The 25,833-nt window shown below is 63.7% G+C and carries 24 protein-coding genes; 9 read left to right on the top strand and 15 right to left on the bottom strand.

Annotated features, from left to right (window positions below; translation table 11 throughout):
* Window positions 1-65: 65 nt before the first annotated feature.
* The 3 genes from FJ943_RS10515 to FJ943_RS10505 form a co-directional block, all read right to left on the bottom strand.
* Window positions 66-1,436 carry a glutamine synthetase family protein gene (locus FJ943_RS10515; protein ID WP_140721297.1) on the bottom strand — a complete coding sequence of 457 codons (1,371 nt, stop codon included), beginning with the start codon at window positions 1,434-1,436 and terminating at the stop codon, window positions 66-68.
* A gap of 96 nt (window positions 1,437-1,532) precedes the next feature.
* Window positions 1,533-3,074 carry an amino acid permease gene (locus FJ943_RS10510; protein ID WP_015315803.1) on the bottom strand — a complete coding sequence of 514 codons (1,542 nt, stop codon included), beginning with the start codon at window positions 3,072-3,074 and terminating at the stop codon, window positions 1,533-1,535.
* Between the two features lie 22 nt (window positions 3,075-3,096).
* On the bottom strand, window positions 3,097-3,915 hold the full coding sequence (locus FJ943_RS10505) for an N-formylglutamate amidohydrolase (RefSeq protein WP_140721294.1): 819 nt from the start codon (window positions 3,913-3,915) through the stop codon (window positions 3,097-3,099).
* 145 nt (window positions 3,916-4,060) lie between these two features.
* On the opposite strand from FJ943_RS10505, the gene FJ943_RS10500 reads away from it, so the two are divergent.
* From FJ943_RS10500 to FJ943_RS10490, 3 genes are all read left to right on the top strand, one after another.
* Entirely contained in the window at window positions 4,061-4,888 is an 828-nt protein-coding gene (locus FJ943_RS10500) for a MurR/RpiR family transcriptional regulator (protein ID WP_140661758.1), read from the top strand.
* Between the two features lie 200 nt (window positions 4,889-5,088).
* A complete protein-coding gene (locus FJ943_RS10495; protein WP_140721291.1) occupies window positions 5,089-6,249 on the top strand; it encodes an efflux RND transporter periplasmic adaptor subunit in 1,161 nt (386 codons plus the stop codon).
* Window positions 6,246-9,377: an efflux RND transporter permease subunit gene (locus FJ943_RS10490; protein WP_140721288.1), complete on the top strand. Its 3,132-nt coding sequence runs from the start codon at window positions 6,246-6,248 to the stop codon at window positions 9,375-9,377. Before FJ943_RS10495 ends, FJ943_RS10490 begins: the two co-directional genes overlap by 4 nt.
* A gap of 6 nt (window positions 9,378-9,383) precedes the next feature.
* On the opposite strand, the gene FJ943_RS10485 is transcribed toward FJ943_RS10490, so the two are convergent.
* The 6 genes from FJ943_RS10485 to FJ943_RS10460 form a co-directional block, all read right to left on the bottom strand.
* Window positions 9,384-9,791 (bottom strand): GtrA family protein, encoded by a 408-nt coding sequence (locus FJ943_RS10485; RefSeq protein WP_140661756.1) that lies wholly within the window; start codon window positions 9,789-9,791, stop codon window positions 9,384-9,386.
* Window positions 9,788-10,606, bottom strand: a complete 819-nt coding sequence (locus tag FJ943_RS10480; protein ID WP_140721285.1) for a ChbG/HpnK family deacetylase — start codon at window positions 10,604-10,606, stop codon at window positions 9,788-9,790. Before FJ943_RS10480 ends, FJ943_RS10485 begins: the two co-directional genes overlap by 4 nt.
* Window positions 10,603-11,589, bottom strand: coding sequence for a glycosyltransferase family 2 protein (locus tag FJ943_RS10475; protein ID WP_140721283.1), 987 nt, complete (start codon window positions 11,587-11,589; stop codon window positions 10,603-10,605). The genes FJ943_RS10480 and FJ943_RS10475 overlap by 4 nt, the downstream gene beginning before the upstream one ends.
* Window positions 11,582-12,748 carry a glycosyltransferase family 87 protein gene (locus FJ943_RS10470; protein ID WP_015315795.1) on the bottom strand — a complete coding sequence of 389 codons (1,167 nt, stop codon included), beginning with the start codon at window positions 12,746-12,748 and terminating at the stop codon, window positions 11,582-11,584. The genes FJ943_RS10475 and FJ943_RS10470 overlap by 8 nt, the downstream gene beginning before the upstream one ends.
* A 210-nt stretch (window positions 12,749-12,958) precedes the next feature.
* Window positions 12,959-13,996, bottom strand: a complete 1,038-nt coding sequence (locus tag FJ943_RS10465) for a zinc-binding dehydrogenase (protein WP_140721281.1) — start codon at window positions 13,994-13,996, stop codon at window positions 12,959-12,961.
* A 45-nt stretch (window positions 13,997-14,041) separates the two neighbouring features.
* Window positions 14,042-15,283, bottom strand: a complete 1,242-nt coding sequence (locus tag FJ943_RS10460) for an acyl-CoA dehydrogenase family protein (RefSeq protein ID WP_140721278.1) — start codon at window positions 15,281-15,283, stop codon at window positions 14,042-14,044.
* A gap of 113 nt (window positions 15,284-15,396) precedes the next feature.
* On the opposite strand from FJ943_RS10460, the gene FJ943_RS10455 reads away from it, so the two are divergent.
* The 6 genes from FJ943_RS10455 (at window position 15,397) to FJ943_RS10430 (ending at window position 19,719) form a co-directional block, all read left to right on the top strand.
* Window positions 15,397-16,212: an SDR family oxidoreductase gene (locus FJ943_RS10455; protein WP_140721275.1), complete on the top strand. Its 816-nt coding sequence runs from the start codon at window positions 15,397-15,399 to the stop codon at window positions 16,210-16,212.
* Window positions 16,213-16,251: 39 nt separating this feature from the next.
* Window positions 16,252-16,737: a MaoC family dehydratase gene (locus FJ943_RS10450; RefSeq protein WP_023770549.1), complete on the top strand. Its 486-nt coding sequence runs from the start codon at window positions 16,252-16,254 to the stop codon at window positions 16,735-16,737.
* On the top strand, window positions 16,734-17,768 hold the full coding sequence (locus FJ943_RS10445; RefSeq protein WP_140721272.1) for a phosphotransferase: 1,035 nt from the start codon (window positions 16,734-16,736) through the stop codon (window positions 17,766-17,768). Before FJ943_RS10450 ends, FJ943_RS10445 begins: the two co-directional genes overlap by 4 nt.
* Window positions 17,769-17,771: 3 nt before the next feature.
* Window positions 17,772-18,548, top strand: coding sequence for an SDR family oxidoreductase (locus tag FJ943_RS10440; RefSeq protein ID WP_140618768.1), 777 nt, complete (start codon window positions 17,772-17,774; stop codon window positions 18,546-18,548).
* A 91-nt stretch (window positions 18,549-18,639) separates the two neighbouring features.
* Window positions 18,640-19,284 carry a TetR/AcrR family transcriptional regulator gene (locus FJ943_RS10435; RefSeq protein WP_015315788.1) on the top strand — a complete coding sequence of 215 codons (645 nt, stop codon included), beginning with the start codon at window positions 18,640-18,642 and terminating at the stop codon, window positions 19,282-19,284.
* A 186-nt stretch (window positions 19,285-19,470) separates the two neighbouring features.
* Window positions 19,471-19,719 carry a DUF680 domain-containing protein gene (locus FJ943_RS10430; RefSeq protein WP_140721269.1) on the top strand — a complete coding sequence of 83 codons (249 nt, stop codon included), beginning with the start codon at window positions 19,471-19,473 and terminating at the stop codon, window positions 19,717-19,719.
* A gap of 49 nt (window positions 19,720-19,768) precedes the next feature.
* Here the strand turns inward: FJ943_RS10430 and FJ943_RS10425 are convergent, their stop codons facing one another.
* The 6 genes from FJ943_RS10425 to FJ943_RS10400 all read right to left on the bottom strand — a co-directional run bounded on the left by FJ943_RS10425 (window position 19,769) and on the right by FJ943_RS10400 (window position 25,823).
* Window positions 19,769-20,818 (bottom strand): Gfo/Idh/MocA family oxidoreductase, encoded by a 1,050-nt coding sequence (locus tag FJ943_RS10425; protein ID WP_140721266.1) that lies wholly within the window; start codon window positions 20,816-20,818, stop codon window positions 19,769-19,771.
* Window positions 20,818-21,603 carry a ThuA domain-containing protein gene (locus FJ943_RS10420; protein WP_140721263.1) on the bottom strand — a complete coding sequence of 262 codons (786 nt, stop codon included), beginning with the start codon at window positions 21,601-21,603 and terminating at the stop codon, window positions 20,818-20,820. Before FJ943_RS10420 ends, FJ943_RS10425 begins: the two co-directional genes overlap by 1 nt.
* Before the next feature lie 76 nt (window positions 21,604-21,679).
* Window positions 21,680-21,904: a hypothetical protein gene (locus tag FJ943_RS10415; RefSeq protein ID WP_140721260.1), complete on the bottom strand. Its 225-nt coding sequence runs from the start codon at window positions 21,902-21,904 to the stop codon at window positions 21,680-21,682.
* Between the two features lie 58 nt (window positions 21,905-21,962).
* Window positions 21,963-22,544, bottom strand: coding sequence for a sarcosine oxidase subunit gamma (locus FJ943_RS10410; protein WP_015315783.1), 582 nt, complete (start codon window positions 22,542-22,544; stop codon window positions 21,963-21,965).
* Window positions 22,537-25,530 carry a sarcosine oxidase subunit alpha gene (locus FJ943_RS10405; RefSeq protein ID WP_140721257.1) on the bottom strand — a complete coding sequence of 998 codons (2,994 nt, stop codon included), beginning with the start codon at window positions 25,528-25,530 and terminating at the stop codon, window positions 22,537-22,539. The genes FJ943_RS10410 and FJ943_RS10405 overlap by 8 nt, the downstream gene beginning before the upstream one ends.
* Window positions 25,527-25,823 (bottom strand): sarcosine oxidase subunit delta, encoded by a 297-nt coding sequence (locus tag FJ943_RS10400; protein WP_015315781.1) that lies wholly within the window; start codon window positions 25,821-25,823, stop codon window positions 25,527-25,529. Before FJ943_RS10400 ends, FJ943_RS10405 begins: the two co-directional genes overlap by 4 nt.
* Window positions 25,824-25,833: the final 10 nt, after the last annotated feature.

Below are 25,833 nucleotides of genomic sequence, written 5' to 3'. Positions count from 1 at the left end.
TGCAGCTTGCAGCCTTCATATGAGCTACATTAACTACATTGTCAACAATAAAGCTGCGTAAAGCTTTAATATCGCTCGAACCCTCTGTGCAGTTCCCAATCCGTGATACGCCGATCGTATTCGAACTGCTCCCACTTCGCTGTGTGGACATAGTGCTCGAGCACATCCTCGCCGAGCGCCTGTTTCAGCATCTTCGATTTCGCCAGCGTCTCGGTCGCGTCGCGCAGCGTCTTTGGAATTTCCGGCAAACGAGAAGCCTGATAGGCGTCGCCGACGAAAGGCTTCTGCAATTCCAGCTTCTCGTCGATACCGGCGAGGCCGGCCGCGATCAGCGCCGCGAAGGCGAGATAGGGATTGAGGTCGGCGCCGCCGATGCGGCATTCCATGCGGATGCCCTTGGTGCCCTCGCCGCACAGGCGGAAGCCGGCGGTGCGGTTGTCTTCGCTCCACATGATCTTGGTCGGCGCGAAAGTGCCGGCCTGGAAGCGCTTGTAGGAATTGATGTAGGGCGCCAGGAACCAGGTGAATTCCCTGGCGTATTTCAACTGCCCGGCCGCCCATTGCTGGCCGAGCGTCGACAAGGTCCAGTCGGCTTGTCTGTCGAAGAACAGCGGCGTCTTGCCGTCCGCGCTCCACAGCGAATTGTGGATGTGGCTCGAATTGCCGGCGAGACCGTAATTATACTTGGACATGAAGGAAATCGCCTTGCCTTCGGACTCGGCAATCTCCTTGGCGCCGTTCTTCAGGATGACGTGGCGGTCGGCCATGTCGAGCGCCTCGGCGTAGCGCACATTGATCTCTTCCTGGCCCGGACCCCACTCGCCCTTGGAATTCTCGATCGGAATGCCGGCGGCTTCCATCTCGTTGCGAAGCCGGCGCATGACGCCTTCTTCCTTGGTGGTGATGCCGATCTGGTAGTCGCCAATATAGGGCGAGGCTGTATCGAGCCCCTGCCAATGCTTCTTGCGGGCGGAATCGTAGGTTTCGTTAAACAGATAGAATTCGAGCTCGGAAGCGAAATAGCCGATATAGCCGCGCTCGCTCAGCCGCTTGACCTGCTTCTTCAGGATGGCGCGCGGCGAATGCGGCAGATCGTCATGCGTGTGGTGGCCGAGCACGTCGCAAATGACGAGCGCCGTCTTTTCCAGCCAGGGAATGCGCCGCAGCGTCGCCAGGTCCGGCTTCATGACGAAGTCGCCATAGCCCTTCGACCAGCTTGCCGCCTTGTAGCCCGGCACCGGCTCCATATCGATGTCGGCCGCCAGCAGGTAGTTGCAGCCATGCGTCTCGTCATGCGCGGAATCGACGAAGTATTGCGCCAGGAACCGCTTTCCCGCCAACCGGCCCTGCATGTCGACAATGCATGCCAGCACCGTGTCGATCTCGCCGCTGGAGACCGCTTTCTTCAACTGATCGAACGAGAAACTTCCGGCCATTCCTTTGGCACTCCAGTGCTTGGCGTTTCGGGCTTGTCATATTGAACGAGAACAAAAAACCGTGGCGAGCGAACCCGCCACGGCTTGATTGGTTGTTTAGGCGGATTCGCCGACGGCCTTTTCGGCCGCTGCGATGATCGCCCTGCGCTTGGCGATTGCCGTCTCGCCGATGGGCGGCCCCTGGAAGCGGCGGTTCTCGACGGCAAACCACAAAACGACAAGCAGAACGATCAATCCGATCGCATAGTTGATCAAGATGTCGAAGGGCGGTTGGATGCCGGCATACATCAACACCAGAACACCAAGCACGGTGATGACGGCGAACGGCTTTGACCAGATGCCGAGCCGGAATGGCCCGAACTCGGTCCAGCTCTTTCCTTCCGCAAGAAGTCCGGCCGCGATCGGCATGGCGTAGGAGACGTAGAGGAAGAGTGCGCAGCCGGCTGCCAGCGCCGCGAAAGCCGGCGAATAGAGCGTGGCGGCGATCGACAGAACGACGCCGAGCCAGATGGCTGGGACGGGCGTGCGCCAGGTCGGCGAAACCTGCTTCCATAAAGAAGACCCCGGCAGACCTCCGTCACGCGAAAAGGCAAAGATCATGCGCGAGGTCGAAGTGAGCCCTGCTAGCGCGCACAGATAGTTCGACAGCACGATGGCGATGCCGAGCAGAGCCTTGAGCCAGGTTGGCGCCGGCAGATTGTTGAACAGGTTGAACCAGGCATTGCCGCCGTCCTTGGCGGTCGCCACGAGATCGGGGCTGGCAAGGACAAAGGAGACCGCCATGACGAAACCGAAGACGAGAGACCAGAGGACCGCGTGGATCATGCCTCTGGGCACAGCGACGCGGGCATTGTGCGTTTCCTCGGCGGTATGCGCGGAGGCGTCAAAGCCGGTGATCGTGTAAAGCGGGTAGAGAAGGCCAATCAGGAAGGCCACGAGTGCGGTGCGGGCCGTCGGAACATAGCCACCACCGAGATCGCCGGTCGTGTTGACGAAAGTCGTCAGCCGCGCGAGGTCGAAGCCATGCGCGCCCCAGATCAGGAAGGTCAGCGTCAGCACGACCGCGACAACGAGGATGAGGTAGCCGGAAAAATCGGTCAACATCGTCGTCGTCTTGATGCCGAGATGATTGAACAGACCTTGGGTAACTGTAATCAAGACGACTGCCGCCGTCTGTTGCCAGAAGCCCCAGGCCGATGTGTCCCAGCCGAAGATCGGGCCAGCAACGAGCCCCTGAAACAGCAGGTAGACGCCGACATTCACCGAAGCGACGACGAAGATCAGGCCGAGCAAGTTGATCCAGGCCGTGGCCCAGCCCCAGCCGCGTCCGCCCAGGATCGAGGACCAGTGATAGAGGCCGCCGGCTGTCGGATAGGCCGATCCAATCTGGCCGAGAGAAGCCGCGACCACGAGCGCAAAGACGCCGCCGATGACCCAGCCGATGGTCGCCTCGAAACCGCTGCCGGTGGCCATGGCCAGCGGGAAAGACGTAATGCCGCCCGCCAGAATGCAGATGATCGAGAAGGAAATGGCGAAGTTGGAGAAGCCGCTCATGCGGCGCGCTAGTTCCTGGGCGTAGCCCATACTGTGGAGGATTTTTGTGTCCTCCGACTTGTCAGAGTGATCAGGTGTTGTCATGTCAGAGTTCCCCTGTTGGTTCTTAGCTGGCCGATTGAACTGACTTTCCGACTGCGCTTCGTCGAGAGCCCTTGGCCTCCTCTGGCTCCAGATCCGAAAAAATGCCCGTGAGCATATCCGCCCATTTCCGCTGCCCGGTTTCGCCGGAGATTTCATCGTTGCGGATTTCGATCATCGCGCAGGGTAGCCCGCGCGAGCGCGCATGCCGTTCCAGCGTGAAATAGACGCGGTCGGCCGGCGAATAGGGTTCGTTGATGCCGACGGTGATGCCTGAGAGCCGTTGCAGCGCCGATATCAGCGGCGACGCCAGCCGGCGATCTTCGTCATGGATGATGCCGATATGCCAGGGCCGATTGCGGCCCTTGTAGACCGGCGTGAAGGAATGAACGGAAACCAGGCGGGTCTCCTGGCCGCGCGCCAACCGGTCCTCGACGATGCGCTCGATGGCGCCATGGAACGGTTGCCATGACAGGGCGACCCGCGCCGCGCGCTGTTTTTCCGACAGGCCGGTATTGCCCGGTATGGCAGTGGTTTCGCTGACCGGCGGCACCAGGTCCGGCGCGTCGAGCGGCCGGTTGCAGTCGATGACGAGACGCGAAATGCGGGTTTCGACCAGCGTCGCATCAAGCGCCTGCGCCATCCGCAGCGCAACCGGCAGTGCGCCGGGATCCCAAGCGATGTGACGCGACAGGTCGTCGGCGGCGAGGCCGAGCGTGCCGAATTCAGCCGGCAGGAAATTGGAAGCGTGATCGCAGGTCAGCACGAAGGGGCTCGATCCGCCGGGGTTCGTCACCCCCACGGTAGCAGACGATGCAAGGCTGGCGGGCCGCGCTGTCTCCATAGTCCTGCCGTCCCCTGGGAGCGCTGTATCGTATGTTACGTATTTTGTTTCATTGCGTCCCGGTGGATGATTTCATACAGTTTGTTTGGCTTTGTCAAATGCGATCTGGGGAAAAGACGATCGGCGGGCCAAGGGTGGGGAAAAGATGATTTCCAACATTGCCGAATTGATTGCCGACCGTATCGGCGCGATGCCCGCCGGCGAACGGCGCGCAGCGCAGACGCTGATCGCGAGCTATCCGATGATCGGCCTCAAGACAGTCGCCGAATTCTCATCCGCGGCCGGCGTTTCCTCGCCGACGATCCTGCGTTTCGTCGCCCGGCTGGGCTTCCAGAATTACCCCGAGTTCCAGTCGAGCCTGCAGGATGAACTGGCGGCGCAATTGCAATCGCCGGCGATACGAACGCTCAACCCGCCCTCGCCTATTGGCGGCACGGTGTCGCCCATGCTGGAAGCAACGCTCGACAATATGCGCGAGACCTTCAGGCACCTGTCCGACAAGCAGCTTGCCGACATTGCCACCAGGCTGGCCGAGCGGCGTGGCAAGACATTCCTGATCGGCGGCCGCTTTACCGACCCCCTGGCGCGCTACATGGCCGCCCATCTCGCCGTCATCCAGCCCGATGTCTTTCACCTCGCCGGCCAGGAGAGCATGTGGCGTGACCGGCTGATCGACATGGGCAAGCGCGACGTGCTGGTGATCTTCGACATCAGGCGCTACCAGGACAGCCTCGTCCGCTTCGCCGAGAAGGCGCATCAGCGCGGCGTTCAGATCGTACTGTTCACCGACCAGTGGCTGTCGCCGATCGCCCGCTTTGCTCGCCATGTCATCGCCGGACGAACCGCCGTGCCTTCCGCATGGGATTCCTCAGCGGCACTTTTCGTCGTCGCCGAAACGCTGATCGGCGCCGTCACCAGGCAACTCGAGGCCGACGGCGCCCGGCGCATCCGCGAGATGGAAGGCCTGCGATAGGCAGAATCCTCCGGATCATTGCATCGGCTTCGCGGCCGTCTCGGTTTCACGTTACCGAGATTTAATGTGCGCGATTGCGTGATAATTGCCATAAACCGCTGATATCGGGGTGTGGCGTGGCCGGATTTTTGCCGCCCGCCCGCATCGTCACTGTGCCGTTCCTTCGGGAATGGCCGACGATTTCTGAAACCGGAGTGTCGATGCGGACCTGGAAGCAAATTGTCGTTGCGCTTGTGATCGTGGTCGCCGCCGCGGCCGCCTGGGCACGCTTCTATCCAGGCGCGCCGGAAGTGCTGGCGCGCTGGGGGATGGATTGGGCGTACGCGGCAACGCCTCCCGCCAGAAGCGGTGCGGACGGCGCGAAACAGGCTGGCAATCGCAATGGAGTCCGGCAGGTCAACGTCGTCGCCTTGCCTGCCGGTACGGCCACCATAAACGACCGCCTGCAGGCGATCGGCACCGGCCGTGCCAACGCCTCGGTGACCGTCAATCCCTACAGTTCCGGCCGTCTTGCCGAGTTGCTGGTCGAATCCGGCGCTCATGTCGACAAGGGACAGATCATCGCAACGCTCGATTCCGAGACGGAGATCATCGCACAGGACCGCGCCAAGCTTGCCTTGCAGGATGCTCAGTCCAAGCTCGACCGCGTCAAGTCGCTGCGTGCCTCCAACGCGGCGACACCGGTCGCGGTCGCCGATGCCGAAGTGGTTCTGGCCGGCGCCAAGCTGGCGCTTCAGGATGCCGAGCTTGCACTGCAGCGCCGCTCGATCCTGGCGCCGATCACCGGCACGGTCGGCATCCTGCCGATCTCGGCCGGCAATTACGTCACCAACCAGTCGGCGATCGCCACGCTTGACGACCGGTCCTCTATCCTGGTCGATTTCCAGGTACCCGAGCGCTTCGCCGCCGCCGTCAAGGTCGGCGCGCAATTGACGGCGACGCCGATCGCCAATCCGAGCAACGCATACACCGGCACGGTTTCGGCGATCGACAATCATATCGACGAAAAGAGCCGCACACTTCTGGTCAAGGCCACCATCGCCAATCCGGCCGATTCGCTGCGCGCCGGCATGTCGTTCTCCATCACCATGAAATTCCCCGGCGAGACCTATCCGGCCGTCAGCCCGCTGGCGATCCTCTGGGGTTCGGACGGCGCCTATGTCTGGCAGGTCGAGGACGGCAAGGCCAGGCGCGTGCCGGTGCGCATCATCCAGCGCAACACCGAGACCGTATTGATCGACGCGGAGATCGACAGCGGCGACATGGTGGTCACCGAAGGCACCCAAAGTGTCAGCGAAGGCGGCGAGGTTCGCATCGCGGGCCAGGAGCAGCGCGCCGCCAACGCCGCGGAAGGCTCATGACCGGCTCCGTCAACGCCGCCAGCGATACCGGCTTCACCGCACTGTTCATCCGCAGGCCGGTCATGGCGTTCGTGCTGAACACTCTTATTGCCGTTGCCGGCCTCGCTGCCTTCTACGGTGTCGAAATCCGCGAATTGCCCGACGTCGACCGCGCCCTCGTCACGGTCTCCACGACCTTCGAAGGCGCGGCCGCCGAAACCGTCGACCGCGAACTGACCGACACGATCGAGGGCGCCGTCGCTCGCGTCTCCGGCGTCAAATCGATCTCGTCTTCCTCCTCCTTCGGCTCGAGCCGCGTCACCATCGAATTCAACGACGGTGTCGACCTCAACGTCGCCGCCTCGGATGTGCGTGATGCCGTCGGCCGGGTCGCCAACCAGATGCCCGATACCGCCGATCCGCCGCGCATCGTCAAGGCCGATGCCAATTCCGACGCGGTGATGCGGCTGGCGGTGACTTCGGACACCATGTCGATCCAGGACATGACGGTGGTGGTCCAGGACCAGATCGAGGACGAACTGGCCGCCGTGCCCGGCGTCGCCGACGTTCAGGTTTATGGCGACCGCGACAAGATCTTTCGCATCGATGTCGACCAAAACAAGCTCGCCAGCCTCGGCTTCACGGTCGCCGACCTCCGGGCGGCGCTTGCCTCCGTCGCCTTCGATTCCCCGGCCGGATCGATCACAACGACCAACCAAGACCTGATCGTCCGCACCACGGCCGACGTGACGACGCCCGCGGAATTCGAAAACATCATCATCGGCGGCACGACGCGCATCCGCGATGTCGCGGCCGTCACGCTCGGCCCCGATGTTGGCCAGACGACGCTGCGTTCGGACGGCAAGACCGGAATCGGCCTCGGCATTATCCGCCAGGCGGAATCGAACACGCTGGACATTTCGACGGGTGTCCAGGCCGCCGTCGCCAAGCTGCAGGAGAATCTGCCCAAGGGCATGTCGATCAAGATCACCAGCGACGACGCTGTCTTCGTCAAGGGTGCGGTGCACGAGGTCGAGATCGCGCTTGGGCTGTCGGTTACCATGGTGCTGATCGTCATCTACATCTTCCTGCTCGACTGGCGCGCCACGCTCATCCCCGGCCTGTCGATGCCGGTCGCCATGATCGGCACCATCGCCGCCATCTATCTGGCCGGCTTCTCCGTCAACATCCTGACGCTGCTCGCTTTGGTGCTGGCGACGGGCCTTGTCGTCGACGACGCCATCGTCGTCTTGGAAAACATCGTGCGACGCCGCAACGAAGGCATGGGGCCGCGTGCGGCGGCCGTGCTCGGCGCGCAGGAAGTGTTCTTCGCCGTCGTCGCCACGACACTGACGCTTGTCGCCGTCTTCGTGCCGATCTCGTTCCTGCCCGGCCAGACCGGCGGCCTGTTCCGCGAATTCGGCTTCGTGCTTGCGATGTCGGTGCTTCTGTCCTGCGTGGTCGCGCTGACGCTTTGCCCGATGCTTGCTTCGCGCATGCTGACCAGCGCGCCGCTTCACCACGAAGGCGGCCAAGGCGTCGGCGCTCGCATCGGCGGCGTCTTGAATGCCGGCTACAAGCGCGCGCTGCACGCTTGCCTCGATGCGCCCTGGATCGTGGTTCTGGTCGCGGTGCTGTTTGCCGGCGTCGCCTTTGCGCTATTCGGCACCATCCGCCAGGAACTGACGCCGACCGAGGACCGCGCCGCCGTGCTGTTGCGCATCAACGCCCCGCAAGGCGTCAGCCTCGACTACACGACGCAGCAGATGCAGAAGATCGAGCGGCTGATCCAGCCGATCCGCGATTCCGGCGAGATCCGCTCGACTTTCGAAAACGCCGGCCAGAACGGCTCCTACAATTCTGGCTTCATGGTGATGACGCTGGCGCCGTGGGACGAGCGCAGCCGCAGCCAGCAGGAGATCATGGCCGAGATCAGTCAGTTGGCCAGGCAGGTGCCCAGCGTGCGGATCTTCCCGGTCCAACCCAACAGTCTCGGCATCCGCGGCGCCGGCAACGGCCTGCAATTCGCTCTGGTCGGCAACGACCGCAAGGCGCTTGGCGATGCAGCGGTCAAGATCATCGCCGAGATGCAGAAGGATGAGCGCTTTCAGACGCCGCGCCTGTCGATCGACCCGACGCAGCCGCAACTGGCCGTGGCCATCGACCGTGAGCGCGCCTCCGATCTCGGCATCGACATCACGGGGCTCGCCAACACCATGCAAGCCATGCTCGACGGCAACGACGTCGTCGATGTCTACATCGCCGACCGCAGCTACGGCGTAAAGCTGGTCTCGACCACCAATCCGATCAACGACCCGACCGACCTGGAAAATGTCTTTCTCAAGACGGCGGACGGCCGCTTCGTGCCGATGTCGACCATCGCCACGCTGACCGAGCGCGCCGTGCCGCCGTCGCTGTCGCGCGAACAGCAGCAGCCATCGGTGGCGATCACCTCCAACCTCTCAGGCAATTTCGCGCTTGGCGATGCGCTGACACGCGCCGAGCAGATCGCCACGCCGCTCCTGCCGCCTGGAAGCCGCATCCTGCCCCTGGCCGAGGCTGCGACTTTGGGTGAAACCAACAGCGCCATGGTCACCATCTTCGGCTTCGCCCTGGTCATCATCCTCCTGGTGCTGGCCGCCCAGTTCGAGAGTTTCGTCAGCGCCGTCATCATCATGGCGACGGTGCCGCTCGGCCTTGCCTGCGCCATTTTCGCGCTGCTGCTTTCAGGCACCAGCCTCAACGCCTACAGCCAGATCGGCCTAGTGCTGCTGGTCGGCGTCATGGCCAAGAACGGCATCCTGATCGTCGAATTCGCCAACCAGCTGCGAGATCGGGGCCTGGGCGTGCGCGAAGCGATCGAGCAGGCTTCCACCATCCGCCTGCGGCCGGTGATGATGACGATGATCTGCACCATACTTGGCGGTGTGCCGCTCGTGCTGGCCGCCGGTGCGGGCGCCGAGGCACGCGTAGCGCTCGGCTGGGTCATTGTCGGCGGCCTTGGCCTGGCCACCATCTCGACGCTGTTCCTGACCCCGGTCGCCTATCTCCTGCTTGGCCGCTTCGTCACGCCGAAGACCCATGAGGAAGCACGGCTGAAGCGCGAACTCGAGGAAGCCGCCTACACCAATGTGGAACCGGCGGAATAGAGATACCTATTTCAGCAGCCGGCCCTCGATCGACCAACGCGCGGCAAGGAAGTTCAGCACGGCCGCCACGATGACCCCGCCGATCTTTGCCGGCCACACACCGCCGATGCCGGCGAAGAGTGCGATCGACAGGCTGGACACGCCGAGCGAAATTAACGCCCCAGCCGAGACGAAGCGCAGGAAGGCATCATGCAGCCGAATGGCGTGATTGCGTTCGAACGACCAGAAGCCATTCGCCACGAAAGAGAAGACGACGGCAATCGACCACGAGATGACATTGGCGGACAGCGGCGGGGCGTGCAGCTTGAGCAGCAGGAAAAAACCGGCAAGGTCGATGGCCGTATTTGCCAGTCCGACCAGCGCAAAACGGACGATCTTACTGCCGGTCGAACGCCGTGGCTGAACGCCATTCATTCCCTGCCGTCCAATATCTCGACACCGGCTCGGGCCAGGCTCGCGCCGAACGCATCCGAAGCCAGAACGCCGAATTCCACTTCGCGCACGCCTTGCATCGGGTCACGCGCGCAGAGCGTTTGGTCGACATGGCCGGGGTGGCACATGAACAGCCCACGGTCCGACAGCGCCTCGACGGCAGCCTCCAGCAGGGGGGCGAACTTTTCGGGTTGCCGCCAGTCATAGATGCCGGCGAGCGGCTTCAAAACGGCAAAGCCGGCGCGCTGCATCGATTGGTTGAAGCCGGCGGCCACGGCAGCGATTGCCGCGATTTTCGGTGCGGCGGCGGCATCGCTCAGCGCCGGAGCGCCGCGCAGCACCGGCCTGCCGGCAGTGTCGGGAAAACGTGTCCGCAGCCAGCCGCGCACGACAGGCAGGAAATGCACGTGCTGATGACCGTCGATGAAGTCGGGCTTGCGGCCCAGCGCCTCGACGAAACGGCTATATTGCGCGTCGAGTTCGGCATGGACGTCGCGCTCGTCGATCCGCCCGCGCAGGATCGGCAGGGCCAGCGAACGAAGCGGCGGCAACCGGCCCTCGGGCGCCAGGCTCGATTTGCCAGTGACCGCTGGCTGGTCCGTAAGGGTCAGGTGCAGCCCGATCGCCGCGCGGCCGCGCAGCGGCTTTATGCGCGCCGCCGCCTCGGCCCATTCCGGAAAACCGGTCATGCAGCTGGTGCCGGTCAGGCGTCCGCGGTCGAGCAGGTCGAGAATGCCGGCGCAAACCCCTGGTGCCAGCCCGTAGTCATCGGCGATCAGGCGAATGCGCCGCGTCATCCGCGGGACGCGCCCGGCGGCTTGTCGTGAGCGGTCTCGCTGAGCACCACATCGCGCACCAGATAGACCGGCCGGTCCTTGCTCTCCGACAGCGTGACCCAGACATATTCGCCGATCAGGCCGAGCAAGGTGAGGTTGAGACCGCCGAGCAGCACGACGGCGACCATCAAGCTGGGGTAACCAGGCACGGCAACGCCGTAGAACATCACCTCGAAGAACACTTTGGCGCCGTAAACGACGCCCGCCAGCGCCGCCAGCATCCCGCTCAAGCTGATGATGCGCAGCGGAATTACGGAAAACGATGTAAACCCTTCCAGCGAAAAGGCGATCAGGTTGAGCCGGCTCCATTTCGACGTGCCGATGGCGCGGTTTTCCGGCGAATAGGGTATGGCTCTCTGACGGAAACCGGCCCATGCGAACAGGCCCTTGTTGAAGCGCCGCTTGTCGCGCAGGCTGGTCAGCGCGCGCACCACGGGACCGCGCATGACACGGAAATCACCGGCGTTCTCCGGAATGTCGAAACGCTGGCTGCTGTTGATCAGGCTGTAGAAAAGTCGCGCCAGCTGGCTGCGCCGCCAGCTCGCCTCGCGGCGGTCGTTCTGCGCGTATACGACGTCGATATCGGGGCTTTCCACCAGCTCGGCGATCATCTTCAAGCTGATATCCATGGAATGCTGCAGATCCGAATCCATGATCAGCACCATGTCGCCCCGCGACTGGTCGAGGCCGGCGAGCACCGCGACCTCCTTGCCAAAATTGCGGCTGAGGCGAACGATCTCCCACGATCCCGACAGGGCTTGCGAAAATCGCCTGGCGCCATCGTCGAGGCTGCCGTCGTCGACCAGGATCTTGTGGACGGCCATGCCGAAACGGCTTGATACCGCTTCCTCGAGCCTGTCGAGCAGGGCGGCAAAGGCCGGCGCCGATTGCGCCTCGTTGAAGAAGGGCGCCACGATGTCGAGTTTTTGACGCGGATCAGCCATGTGCAACGGGTCCGACGCTCACGATCTTTTCGCGCGCCTTGGCCCAGAACCACCAGATCAGCGAACAGGCGATGAAGGTGACCGCGATCGGCCGGAACCAAGGGTAGAAGAAATCATGCATGTGGCGCTCGACGCTGGTCAAACCTGTGAGGAACAATACCGTCGACAGCACCGAGGCCAGGACGCCGCCACGCTCCTCCCGCCACAGTGTGGCGATAGCCAGGCCGGCGGGCACGGCGATCATGGCATAGGTATTTGGCTCGACACGCGGATTGAAGACGCACATGTAGAAGGCAGCCGCCAGGAAGATCGCCAGTGCGGCTATTCCAGGCTGGAGCTTGCGGTCGAACCAGAGGACGGTCGACAGCGTAAGCAATGCCCCGACGATGCGCACGATCGTGGCGGCGAACTCAGGCATGGGCAGCCCGGCCGAGGTGAAAGGCGCCGTGAAGTCGGTAGGGACAAAGTGGCCGGACTTGTCGACGGCCATGGAGGTCAACATGCGGGCGAAATCGCCGTACTGCTGGTTGAGGTAGCCGGCAGGCGCGAACGCGTACGGTATGGCCAGTACCAACAGCACTGCCAGCACGAGCACGGGTATCAGCCGCAGGCGCAGGGCTCCCACCAGCAAAAGCATGATGATCGCGGTCGGTTTGGCGATGATGGCGACCGAAGCCCAGAAGAAGGTTTCGGCGCGCCGCCCTTCGAGCGCCGACAGGGTCAGGAGCCAGCAGGCCGCGGTCAAAAGGATCGTCGCCTGGCCGTTGCGGATCGCACCCAGCGCCATCGGCAGGGCAAGGAAGAGGCCGAAGGAAAGCAGCCATGGCAATTCCTCACCGCCGATTTTGCGCACTTGCCGCATCGCCGCGAAGGTGAGCGCTGCGAAGCCCACCACATGCCACACCACGCCGCCCAGATAGGGTCCGAGCTTCAGCACCGGCAGGTAGAGCGCGGCGAAGGCTGGCGCATACAGGTACCCCATCTCGGATTGAAGATTGTACAGCGGCCGCCCGGTCAGGAACGCTTCGCTGCCATATCCATAGGCCTGCGTCACCGTGCGCGTGCCGGGCGACCATAGCACCAGGCCGAGAACGATCAGGAATGCCCCGATCCACATGCCCAGCCCCAAACGATCGAAAACCGGCTTGGAAATCGTCATCAATTCACCCCGCACGCCATTGGGGAAGACGCCTCAGCCTTGGCGCCGTCCCGGCATTCGATGGCGGCGACATATCACGGACAAAGCGACGAGGCATAGGGGCCGAAAGACGCGGCGATCAATTTCGGGGATTATCAAGGATGGTCGACCGAACTGGAAAAAGCGTCCAGAAAGCCTGCGATCGCCCTTCCGGCGCCGCATAAGACGGCATCAGGGCCGGATGAACACCTTGCCGTTGGGCTTGGCCAGTTCCGCCGGCATTCGCGCCATTGCCTCGGCCAGCGGAATGACCGCCGTCACGTCGGTCGACCAGCGTCCGTCGGAAAAACGCTTCTGTGCCTCGAGGACCGCCGGACCTCGCCGATCCCTGGATTGCCGCATCCACTCGCTCAGCCAGAAGCCTTCGATGTGCTTGTGCTGGAAGATCAGCTGGCCAGGCTCGCGGATGATCGTTGCCTCGGGATCAAGCCGGCCGTAGATGATCCAGCGCGCCCTTTTTGGCATCGCGTTGAAGATGGCTGACGCCAGCGGCCCGGTGACGGCATCGAGGAAGATGCGCGGCTGTTCGGCATTCATCACCTCGCGCAGCGTGGCCTCGAAATCAGGCACCTTCTCGTTGAGGACATGCGCCGCGCCAAGTTGTTTCAGCAACGCGATCTGCTCGTCACGGCGCACCGTGACAACAGGCCGAAACCCTTCCTCCCTCGCCAGCCCGATGATCAGCTTGCAGAGCTGGCTTGCACCGGCGGTCATGACGAAGGCCTTTTCGCCTTCCTGCTTGACGATGTCGAACATGGCGATCGCGGTCAGCGGATTGACGATCATCGCAGCGCCATCCTCGTCTCGAACCGTATCGAGAAGCGGAATGCAGGCCGCCGCCTCGGCGACGGCATATTCAGCCCACGAGCCCCAATTGCTCAGACCGGTGGCGAAAGCGACGCGCTTGCCGACAAGGCTCTTGGGATAGGGCTCCTCGCTGCCCGCGACGACCGTGCCGACACCCTCGAAGCCGGCCGGACGGCCCATAACGCGCGGCTGGCCGTACTGGCCCTTGATGAAGGCGACATCCGATGGATTGATCGAAGCGAGGCTGACCTTGATCAGCACTTGGCCAGGTCCGGGAGCAGGCACAGGGATGCTGCCCGGCTCGAGATACGGCTCCATCGCCTCGAGCGCACTGCCGCTCGGCGTGCTCGTATAGCCGTCACCGACCAAGAGCAGCGCCTTCATTTCGGAGGGGATCGTCATTGACGGTATTCCTTGTTTGTCAGCGGCAACGCTGCCGGGCAGCGCTCAGGTCTTTTCATGCGTGTATTTCTTCAGCTCCATGCGTGCCACCTGCCGCCGATGCACTGCATCGGGCCCGTCGGCGAGGCGCAGCGTCCTGAGATGCGTCCACGAGCGTGCGAGAGGCGTATCCTGGCTGATGCCTTGCGCGCCGAACATCTGCACCGCCTCGTCGGTGACCTTGAGCGCCACGCGCGGCGCGATGACCTTGATCTGGCTGATCCAGGGGGCCGCGGCCCGCGAGTCGCCCTGATCGATCATCCATGCCGCCTTGAGGCAGAGCAGCCGGGCCATCTCGATCTCCATGCGACATTCGGCAATGATGTCGAGATTGGCGCCGAGTTTCGCCAGCTTCTGGCCGAAGGCCTCGCGGCGTAGGGAACGCTGGCACAGCATCTCCAGCGCCATCTCGGCCTGGCCGATGGCGCGCATGCAGTGATGGATGCGGCCGGGGCCGAGCCGGCCTTGCGCGATTTCGAAGCCCCTGCCCTCGCCGAGGATCAGGTTCGACGTCGATATCCGCACATTGTCGAAGCGAAGATGCATGTGGCCATGCGGCGCGTCATCGTCGCCATAGACCTGCATCGCCCGGACCTTGGTCACGCCCTTCGCGCCCGAGGGAACCAGGATCATCGAATGGCGGCGGTGCTGTGGCTCTTCATCGCCGGCGGTCCGCACCATGACGATGTAAATGGCGCAGCGCGGGTCACCGGCACCCGACGCCCACCATTTCTCGCCGTTGAGCAGATAGTCGCCGCCCTGCCGCTCGCAGCGCATGGAAATGTTGGTGGCGTCGGAGGAGGCGACGTCCGGCTCCGTCATGAGATAGGCCGAGCGGATCTTTCCGTCCAGCAGCGGCTCGAGCCATTCCCGCTTGTGCTCGGCCGAGCCGTAGCGTTCCAGAACCTCCATGTTGCCGGTGTCGGGTGCCGAGCAGTTGAAGGTTTCGGCGCCCAGATGCGCCTTGCCCATCTCCTCGGCCAAATAGGCGTATTCGACGGTGGACAGGCCGTAGCCGCGTTCCGAGCCGGTCAGCCAGAAGTTCCATAGGCCGCGCTCCCGTGCGGTCTTCTTCAAACCTTCAAGGATCTCCCTCTGGCGCTTGCTGTAGACCCAACGGTCGCCGGCCTTGCCGACCTCGCTCAGGAATTCCTTGTCGAGCGGCATGATCTCGTCGCGCACCATGGCCGCGACGCGGGCGTGGATCGGCTTCAACCGTTCGGTCATGCCGAGATTCATCTCCGTCATCGGTCGCTAACCCTTCATGCAGGCCGGGCATTTTGTCAGTGGCAAGGATGACCGTACTTCGGATAGCCTTGTCAACGCGAACTGTTTGCCCGCAGGCCGTGCGGAGGATTGTGATGAGCTATCTGGACGAGCTGTTTTCGGTGACCGGCAAGACCGCGCTGGTGACGGGAGCCGCGACCGGCATCGGCCGCATGGCGGCGACCGCGCTGGTCAATGCCGGCGCCAGCGTGATGATCGCCTCGCGCAAGGGCGAGGACTGCGTCAAGGTGGCCAGTGAATTGAACGGGCTTGGCGCTCCGGGCCAAGCGGAAGGCTTTGCCGGCGACGTCTCCAGCGAAGCCGGCATTGCTGCCTTGGTCGGCGAGGTCAAGGCGCGCACCGGCAAACTCGATATCCTCATCAACAATGCCGGCGTGTCCTGGGGCGCGCCGCTGGAGAGCTTCCCTTATTCGGCATGGGCCAAGGTGTTCGGCGTCAATGTCACCGCGGTTTTCCATCTGACGCGCGAATTGCTGCCGCTGCTCGATGCCGCCGCCAGCGACGAAGATCCTGCCCGCGTGATCAATCTGGGCTCGGTGATGGGAACGCAGCCGCTGGCCGACGACGCCTATTCCTACACCGCCTCCAAGGCGGCCGTTCATCACCTGACACGCACGCTGGCGCTCGAATTCGCCGGCCGCCGCATCACCGTCAACGCCTTTGCCCCCGGTCCCTTCCAGAGCCGTATGACCGCATTTGCCACCGGCACGGACGAGCAGGCCAGGCATGTCGGCGGCCATGTCCCGATCGGCCGCATCGGCACACCGGATGACATTGCCGGCGCAACGCTCTATTTGTGCAGCCGTGCAGGCAGCTATGTCACCGGCGCCATCCTTCCGATCGACGGCGGGCAGTCGGTGCAGCATGGGTTGACCTTGTTCAAGGAATGACATTTTCCGGCCGCAGAAGCCGGAGGTGAACTGGAGGACATGAGCGTGGAACCAATCAGTCTCGATGTGCTTCTGGCCAGTGTCGGCAAGGAGGTCGGCGTTTCGCCCTGGCGGGTGGTCACGCAACGCATGATCGACCAGTTCGCCGACGCCACCGACGACCACCAGTTCATCCACTGCGATCCGGAGCGGGCCAAGCGCGAAACGCCGTTCGGCGGCACCATCGCGCATGGTTTCCTGTCGCTGTCGCTGCTGTCGGCGATGACGTTCGAGACCATGCCGCCGCTGGAAAACGGCAAGATGGGCGTCAATCACGGTTTCGATTCGCTGCGCTTTCTCGCCCCGGTGAAGACCGGCGCGCGCATCCGCACCCGTTTCGTGCTGGCCGACGTCAAGGTCAGGCCGTCGGGCTGGGTGCAGACGGCGCACGACGTGACCATCGAGATCGAAGGCTCCAAAAAACCGGCGCTCACCGCCCGTTGGCTGACGCTGACCTTGCTTGAACGCCAGCCCGAGACAGCATGAACGACGCCAACGCGCTCGACCAGGCGACGCTCGCGCCTTACCTCGACGCGCATATCCCGGGTTTTTCCGGACTCGCGGCCATCGAAAAATTCAAATCCGGCCAATCCAACCCGACCTATCTCCTGACGGCGGCAAGCGGCCGTTACGTGCTGCGCGCCAAGCCGCCAGGCCAACTCCTGAAATCGGCTCACCAGGTAGACCGCGAATTCCGTGTGATGAAGGCGCTTTCCGGCACCGCCGTACCAGTGCCCGAAATGCTGCACCTGTCGACCGAGGATTCGCCCATCGGCCGCATGTTTTACGTCATGGATTTCCTCGACGGCCGCATCTTCTGGGATCCGGCACTGCCGGAGACGCACGGCAACGAGGAACGCGCCGCGATCTACGACGCCATGAACGCCACGCTCGCCGCCCTGCACGATGTCGATGTCGAGGCCGTGGGTCTTGGCGATTTCGGACGCCCCGGCAATTACTTCGAGCGGCAGCTGGCACGCTGGACCGGCCAGTACCGTGCTTCCGAAACCGGTATCATTGCCGACATGGACCGGCTGATCGCCTGGCTGGAAACCCACCTGCCGGTCGATGACGGCCTGATATCGCTGGTGCATGGCGACTATCGGCTGGACAATCTGATCTTTGCGCCGGACCAGCCGAGGGTACTGGCGGTGCTCGATTGGGAATTGTCGACATCGGGCCACCCCTTCGCCGACATCGCCTATCAATGCATGCAATGGCGCCTGCCGCATGCCTCCGGCTTTCGCGGCCTTGGCGGCATCGATCGCCCGGCCCTCGGCCTGCCCTTGGAAGAAGACTATGTCGCTGCCTATTGCCGGCGGCGCGGCCTCGCCGGCATCGGCAACTGGACGTTCTTCCTCGCCTTCTCCTTCTTCCGCCTGGCGGCAATCTGCCAAGGTGTCTACAAGCGGGCGCTGGACGGCAATGCTTCCAATCCGGAAAAAGCCAGGACCTATGGCGAGGCGGTGAAGCTGCTGTCGCACCTCGCCGCCGAGCTGATCGACAAGGAAGACTAAGCAATGGGCCGCTTTGATGGAACCACGGTGCTGATCACGGGCGCGGCCGGCGGCCTCGGCCGTGGCGCCGCCAAGGGCTTTGCCGCCGAAGGCGCCCGGCTGGTTCTCTCGGACCTGGATGAAACGGCCCTGATGAGTTTCGCCGAGACGCTCGATACCGGGACCGCGATGCTGGCAGGCAACATTGCCGAGGAGGCACTGTCGGAAGCACTGGTGGCGCTGGCGTTGGAAAAATTTGGCCGCCTGGATGTCGCCGTCAACAATGCCGGCATCGTTCAGAGTTTCGTGCGCCTGCCGCAGGTTCCATCGGACGAAGCCCGCCGGGTGCTCGAGATCGACCTGCTCGGCGTCTTCTACGCCATGAAGCACCAGATCCCGCAAATGGAGCGGCAGTTCAAGGCGACCGGCAAGGGCGGCGCCATCGTCAACATTGCCTCGGCCGCCGGCCTTTCGGGCGCGCCGAAGCTTTCGGTCTATGCAGCCGCCAAGCATGGCGTGATCGGCCTGACCCGGTCGGCGGCGGTCGAATATGCCAGCAAGGGTCTGCGCATCAATGCCATCTGCCCCGCCCACACCAGAACGGGCATGATAGACGGTTTCGTGAGCGTCTCCGGCATTCCGGAGGCAGAGGCGTTGGCCGAGCTGACCCGTGGCATACCGATGAAGCGCGTGGCGGAAGTCGACGAGATCACCACGGCCATCCTGTTTGCCGCCGACCCGGCCAATTCCTTCATGACCGGCCATGCGCTGGCCATCGATGGCGGTGTCGGCGCGATCTGACGCCTGCCGCGTGGGAACCCGCGGCACCCTTGTCCGTTTCCGTACAGCGTATATAATTTAGCCAGGCACCAACCAGACAAGGGCAACGGACTTGCCGCTGAGCGTCCAGAAACGCCGCGAGAAACAAAAGGCCGAACTGCGCTCGGAGCTTGTCGCGGCCGCGCACAAGCTCGTCCAGGAAGAAGGCTATGAAGGCTTGACCATCCGCAAGCTGGCCAAGCGGGTCGGCTATGCGCCGATGTCGGTCTATTCCTACTTCGCCGACAAGCAGGACATCCTGTTCGCCCTGGCCGAGGACGCGTTCGAAACGCTCGCCCGACGCATCGAGGAGCACCCGTCCGACGATCCGATCGAGGCCTTGCAGGCGGTCATGACCGAATATGCCGCCTTCGGGCTCGGCAACCCCAACGAATACCGCACCGTCTTCATGACCGAAAAGACCAAGCTGCCGGAAGGCAGGAGCTACGAGGACATGGAGGAAAGCAACCCCGCAATGAAGGCGCTGATCAGCAGGGTCGAGGCCTGTGTCGCCGCCGGCAAATTGCATGGCGATCCACGCGCCATCGCCACCATACTGTGGGCCGTCGGCCATGGCACGATCTCGCTTTTGATCACCTTCCCCTTCTACCCGTTCGGCGACCCGCAGGCTTTCGTGAAGCGAATGTGCGACTTCACCCTTGCCACGCTCAGCACGCAAGATGTGCCGCCATTGACCGAGACACCGGTCAACTGCTGAGCGCTATATCCTTTGTTCTCCCAGATTCCGCACCGCCCCTCCAAGCCTTCCGGGGCGACTTTCTTGGTTAACAAAAAACTACCGTACGCGTACGATTTCTCTTGAACTTCGCGATCGACGGACGTATTTGTACGGAATAACGTACATGTACGAAAAAAATTCACCCGCCGAAACCGGAGACAGGCCATGAAAAAGACACTCCTCACCCTCGCCGCCGTGCTGGCACTTTCGGGCTCGGCCTTTGCCGCCAACGCCAGCCACGCGGTCAAGCACGTTCCCGCCGCGACCTGCGTCGACACCAAGACCAATATGAAGCTCGATTGCGCTTCGACCGGCTCAGTCGACAAGAAGGCCTCCACGGAAGCCACGACCGACGGGAAGGGTCCCCGGCTCGGCATCACGGTGAACCCGTGGATCATGCCGAGCGCCTACTGAGATTTTTCGAAAGTAGGTTCTGGCCGGCTCAGCCGGCCGGATGGTGATTTCAGCCGATCGAGACCGGCAGTTTGGTCGCTGAACTTTCGAAGGCGGCGTCGATCAGCCTTTGCATGTCGGCGGCCCGCCGGAACGACGGATCGCCGTTCTGTCCCGTGTCCAGCGCATCGACAAAGCGCTGGGCGTTGTGCTTGACGCCAGGTGGCGTCAGCGTCCGCCAACGGTGCTGATCGACGTCGTCACCCAGGCAAGCGGACAGTTTCGAAACCTTGCCGTCGGTCTCGACCTTGATCGCGCCCTTGGTACCGTGCAGGGCCAGCGACAAATCATTGCCATGGCCTGTCGTGTAGCGGCTGGCCATGATCGTGGCCAGCGCGCCTGAACCGAGCCGCGCCGTTATCGCCAAGCTGTCATTGACGTCGAGCACATAGTCGCCGATGCGGTCGCCCTCCGCTTTCGGAAACGTCACCAGATCGGCATGCAGGCTGACGATATCCTCGGCCGCCCCATAGGTCGCGAAGTCGAGGATATGGATGCCGACATCGCCCAAAACACCTGTCGAACCGTGCCGGCCCGACAGGCGCCACAGCCATTTGTCGTCGACCCGCCAATCGCCCCAGAACTTGCTGACCAGCCAGCTTTGCCGGTAGCTCGCCTCGACATGGCGCAACTCGCCGATCTCGCCGGCCCGCACCATGCGCCGCGCCTCCTGGATCACCGGAGTGTTGCGATAGGTCAGGTTGACCATGTTGACGAGCCCGGCCGCCTCGGCGGCATCGCTCATCGCAAGCGCATCGGCGTGGTTCGGCGCCAGCGGCTTTTCGCAGAACACATGTTTCCCGGCGGCCAGCAGGGCCAGCGTCGTCGCCTTGTGAACCTGGTCGGGCGTGGCGTTGATGGCGGCATCGAACTCACCCCAAGCGATCGCCGCATCGAGGCTTTCAAAGAAAGTGCCTATTTTGTTGGCGGCTGCGAACGCCGCCGCGCGGCCCGGCAGGTGGTCCACGCAAGCGACGATGGCGCAGCCCGGGACCTGACCGAACTCCTCGATATGATGCGCCGCGATCCAACCGGTGCCGAGCAAGAGCAGGCGGTGCATCAGCTCAGTCCCTTGTCACCGTCCGCATGCAGGCGCAGGCCTTTCTGGACGATCTTCTCCTTGGCCTTGTCCGTCGGCACGTTCGGCGCATTGGTGATGCCGGACCAGGCCGGGGCCGGGTTGTGCGCCCAATGCACGGCGTTGCGTAGCACCTGCTGAACGCCTTCATTGTGATAGATCGGATAGGTCTCATGGCCCGGCGAGAAGTAGAAGATTTTTCCCGCCCCGCGCTGATAGGTCAGCCCCGATCGGAACACCTCGCCGCCTTGGTACCAGGAGACAAATACCGTCTCCAGCGGCTCCGGCACCGCGAACGGCTCGCCATACATTTCCGTCTCGCCGATCTCCAGGCATTCGCCGATGCCTTGCGCGATTGGGTGGCCGCGGTTGATCGCCCAGACACGCTCGCGCTCGCCCGCCTCACGCCATTTCAGCGAACAGGGCGTGCCCATCAGCCGCTTGAAGATCTTTGAGTAGTGGCCGGAATGGAGCACGATCAACCCCATGCCTTCCCAGACCCGCTTCTGCACGCGCTCGACGATCTCGTCCTTGACCTCGCCGTGGGCGGCATGGCCCCACCATAAAAGCACGTCGGTGGCGGCTAGGCGCGTCTCGCTCAGGCCATGCTCGGGTTCCTGCAAGGTGGCGGTGGTCGCTTCGACGCCCTTGTCCTGGTTGAGTGCGGCGGCAATGGTGCCATGCATACCCAGCGGATAGAGGTCGCGCACGGCGGCATTGGTCTGTTCATGGACGTTTTCACCCCAGACAACGGCTCTAACAGGCATTTTTCCTCTCCAAAGCGCTTTGAATATCGCATCCACGGAGGTCTTGGGAAGAGGCCGTCAGCCAAAAATTCTGAAATCAGGGTTTGCGGGTCTTGCGGCCGGGGACGGTCTTGGCCTTGCCGGGTTTCGCCGGTGCTCCAGGAATGGACGACCCGGTAATCGACACGGGATCGCTGGCCGGGAACGTGTCCTCGAGGCCTTCCTCAAGTTCCTCTTCGGCGTTGGCCTCGTAATGCCGCTCATGTTCGAGCGAACGGACCGCCGCGGTTTTCGGCGATTTCGGCGCGGACTTCGACGGCATCGGCATCTCTCCCTCGACTGTCGCCGCTCAACGGACGCGGGCGGCAAACGTTCCGGGGTCAGCCGGCGGCGTCGCGGGCTCCCTCGGACAGGAAAGTAAAGACATAGTCCGAGAAGGAACGCCAGCACTCGACCCGGAAGGCCTCGTCGGCCGTGCGCAGCAGCACGATCTCGGCCTTGCCGAGAATGGTGCGCGAAGCGGCGCCCACCGGGAAGGCGTCGAGCGACAGGTCCTGCGGGCAGCCCGAATTGATCGCGGCTTCCGCCGCCGGACCGGCGACTAAAATCGCGATGTTGCGATGCGAGATACCGACCGACGAATGCAAGGCGGAAACTCCTGCGCAATCGGCGAGTGGGTCCTTGCCGGCCTCGTCGATGACAAGCCACTCGTCCGGGCCAAGCCACAGCGCCGTACGCCCGCCCTTCGACGCCGAGGTTTTCGGCTTCTTCGGCAAGGTCAGGCCGAGCGCCTTCGACAAAGCGGCGACTGAAGCCTCCGGCGCGCGCAGCGAGATACGCTCGGCCGGCGGCAGCACCTCGACCTTGACACTCGTTGCGGAGACAGTGCGCCCGGCCAATGCCGGACGCCGCTCTGCTGATGAAGAAGCCATCGTGGCCGTCTTTGCAGCAGCCTTAGCCATTGAGGCGCCCTCCCGTCTCGTCGAAGAACACCATGCCGGTAACCTCCACTTCGATCACCCCGTCCGGCATCGGCACATAGAGCGTGTCGCCCATCCGGTCACGCCCGCCGGCGACCAGCGCCAGCGCGATGGAACGGCCGCAATTTTGCGACCAATAGCTCGACGTGACATGGCCGAGCATCTTCATCGGGATCGCCTGCTTGGGATCCTCGACGATCTGCGCGCCTTCTTCCAGCACCACCTTTGGATCCTTGGTCTTCAGGCCGACCAGTTGCTTGCGCCCCTTGGCGACGAGATCAGGCCGCGTCAGGCCGCGAATGCCGACGAAATCGGCCTTCTTCTTGCCGACCGCCCAGTCCAGGCCGGCATCGTTTGGCGTCACCGTACCGTCCGTATCCTGGCCTACGATGATGTAGCCCTTCTCGGCGCGCAGCACGTGCATCGCCTCGGTGCCGTAAGCGGTGGCGCCATGCTTCTGGCCCTCGGCCCACAACGCTTCCCAGACCGCCTGGCCATGGTCGGCCGGCACATTGACCTCGAAACCGCGCTCGCCGGTGAACGACATGCGGAACAGCCTCGTCGGCACGCCGCAGATCTTGCCCTCGCGCACCGACATGTGCGGCAGCGCCTCGTCGGACATGTCGATGCCTTCGACCAGCGGCGCAATGATCTCGCGCGACTTCGGCCCCTGGACGGCAATGACCGCCCACTGCTCGGTGATCGAGGTCAGCCAGACATTAAGATGCGGGAACTCGGTCTGGAGGTAATCCTCCATGTGGTTCATGACGCGCGGCGCGCCGCCCGTCGTCGTCGTTACATGGAAGCGGTCCGGCGCCAGCCTGCCGACGACGCCGTCATCATAGATGAAGCCGTCCTCGCGCAGCATGATGCCATAGCGGCAGCGGCCGGGCTCCAGCTTCTCCCACGGATTGGTGTAGAGCAGTTCCATGAACTTCGCCGCGTCCGGGCCGACCACTTCGATCTTGCCCAGCGTCGACGCATCGAACAGGCCGGCCTGGTTGCGGACGGCGACGCATTCGCGGTCGACCGCCGCATGCATGTCCTCGCCTGCCTTGGGGAAGTACCAGGCGCGCTTCCACTGGCCGACATCCTCGAATACCGCGCCTTGCGCCTCGGCCCAGGGATGGATCGCGGTTCTGCGTGTCGGGTCGAACAGCGGCCCACGCGCGTGGCTGACGATCGCGCCGAAGGTGACAGGCGTGTAGGGCGCGCGGAACGTGGTCAGGCCGACGTCCGGGATCGGCTTGCCCAGCGTTTCGGCGGCAATCGCCAGTCCGTGCATGTTAGAGGTCTTGCCCTGGTCGGTCGCCATGCCGTTGGTGGTGAAGCGCTTGACATGCTCGATCGAGCGCATGCCTTCATGCACCGCCTGGCGGATGTCCTTGGCGGTCACGTCGTTCTGGAAATCGACGAAGGCTTTCACCGTCGTGTCCGGCCCGGCGCCGGGGCCAGCACCCAGCATGCCGCGCGACCAGCTTTCCGAGGCTTCGACCTTCGGCTTGATGCCCTTGGACGCCTTGCCGCCTGTTTCTTTCGCCGCCTTGGCGCCCGCCGCATAGGCCTCGTCCACGGTCGCCGTCAGGCCGTCGGTGCCGTTGCAGGCACCGACCGACACGCAGTCCTGCGCGTAGGTGCCAGGCACGAAGCGCTTGGTCTCGTCGTTGAAGGCAACCTTGCCGCGCGATTGCGAGAACAGATGCACCGACGGCGTCCAGCCGGCGGACATCAGGATCGCATCGACGGGAATAGTGCGTTCGCCGCCGCCATTCTTCGGCTGCACCGTCATCGACGACACGCGCAGCTTGCCACCGGCGCGGATCACTGCACGGCCGAAATTGATCTCGATGCCGAGGGCCCTGGCCTCATCGATCACCGGGCCGGTCGGGTTGTCACGCAAATCGACGATCGCCGCCACGTTGATGCCGGCCTTCTTCAGGTCGATCGCGGCGCCGTAAGCCGAATCGTTGGCGGTGTAGACGCCGACATTCCGGCCAACCGCGACACCATAATGGTTGAGGAAGGTGCGCGCCGCACCCGCCAGCATGATGCCGGGCCTGTCATTGTTGGCAAACACCATGTGACGCTCGATGGCGCCGGAGGCCAGCACCACGCGCTTGGCGCGGACCTGCCAGAGCCGTTCGCGCGGCAGATCGTGGCCGGGGACCTTCAGGTGATCGCTGACGCGCTCGACCAGACCGACGAAATTCTGCGCGTAATAGCCGAACGCCGTGGTGCGCGGCAGCACCCGGACATTGTCCATCGCGCTCAGTCTGGCGATCGCCGCTTGTGCCCAGGCAAAGCCGTCCTGGCCGTCGATCTTCGCACCAGATTCGAAGCGCAGGCTGCCGCCGAACTCGGCTTGCTCGTCGGCCAGGATGACGCGCACGCCGGTCTCCGCCGCGGCAAGTGCCGCCGCGATGCCGGCCGCGCCGCCACCCAGCACCAGCACGTCGCAATGGGCGTAGCGCGAGGAATAATGGTCGGGATCGGGTTTGTCGGGCGAAACACCGAGGCCGGCGGCTTCGCGGATCTTGGGTTCGTAAAGGCTCTTCCAGGCCGCCTTCGGCCACATGAAGGTCTTGTAGTAGAAGCCGGCCGAGAACAGCGGCGAGGCCAGGTCGTTGACCGCGCTGACATCGAAGGACAGCGACGGCCAGCGGTTCTGCGAATTGGCGGCGAGCCCGTCATAGAGCTCCTGCACGGTGGCGCGCACGTTCGGCGTCTTGCGCGCGTCGTCGCGCACGATCTGCACCAGCGCGTTCGGCTCCTCCGCGCCGGCCGACAGGATGCCGCGCGGGCGGTGGTACTTGAACGATCGGCCGACCAGATGCACGCCATTGGCGAGCAGCGCCGAGGCCAGAGTGTCCCCCTCGATGCCCGCGTAGGACTGGCCGTCGAAGCTGAACCGCGCGGTCTTGGCCTGGCTGAGGCGTCCGGCGCCGGGAATGCGCAACGCGCCGCTCATTTCGCTACTCCGGGCAGCTTGGAGGGTTTCGGTTCGCCGGCCTTGTAGGTCATGACGAACTTGTCAGTGACGGTGTCACGCACCGCGTTGAAGAAGCGCGCGCAGCCATGCATGTGGCGCCAGCGCTCATAGATAATGCCCTTTGGATTGGAGCGGATGAAGAAGAACTTCTCGAAGTCGTCGTCGCTCTCGCCTGATATGTTGGCCGAGCGTGCGATGTGCGCCTCGCCGGCGTTGCGGAATTCGAGTTCCGGGCGCTCTTCCTCGCAATAGGGGCAGCGGATGAGAAGCATCGTGTTTGTT

This window comes from Mesorhizobium sp. B2-3-10 (assembly GCF_006442275.1).
Classification (GTDB): Bacteria; Pseudomonadota; Alphaproteobacteria; order Rhizobiales; family Rhizobiaceae; genus Mesorhizobium; species Mesorhizobium australicum.
This window is presented reverse-complemented; position numbering and strand designations above follow the sequence as displayed.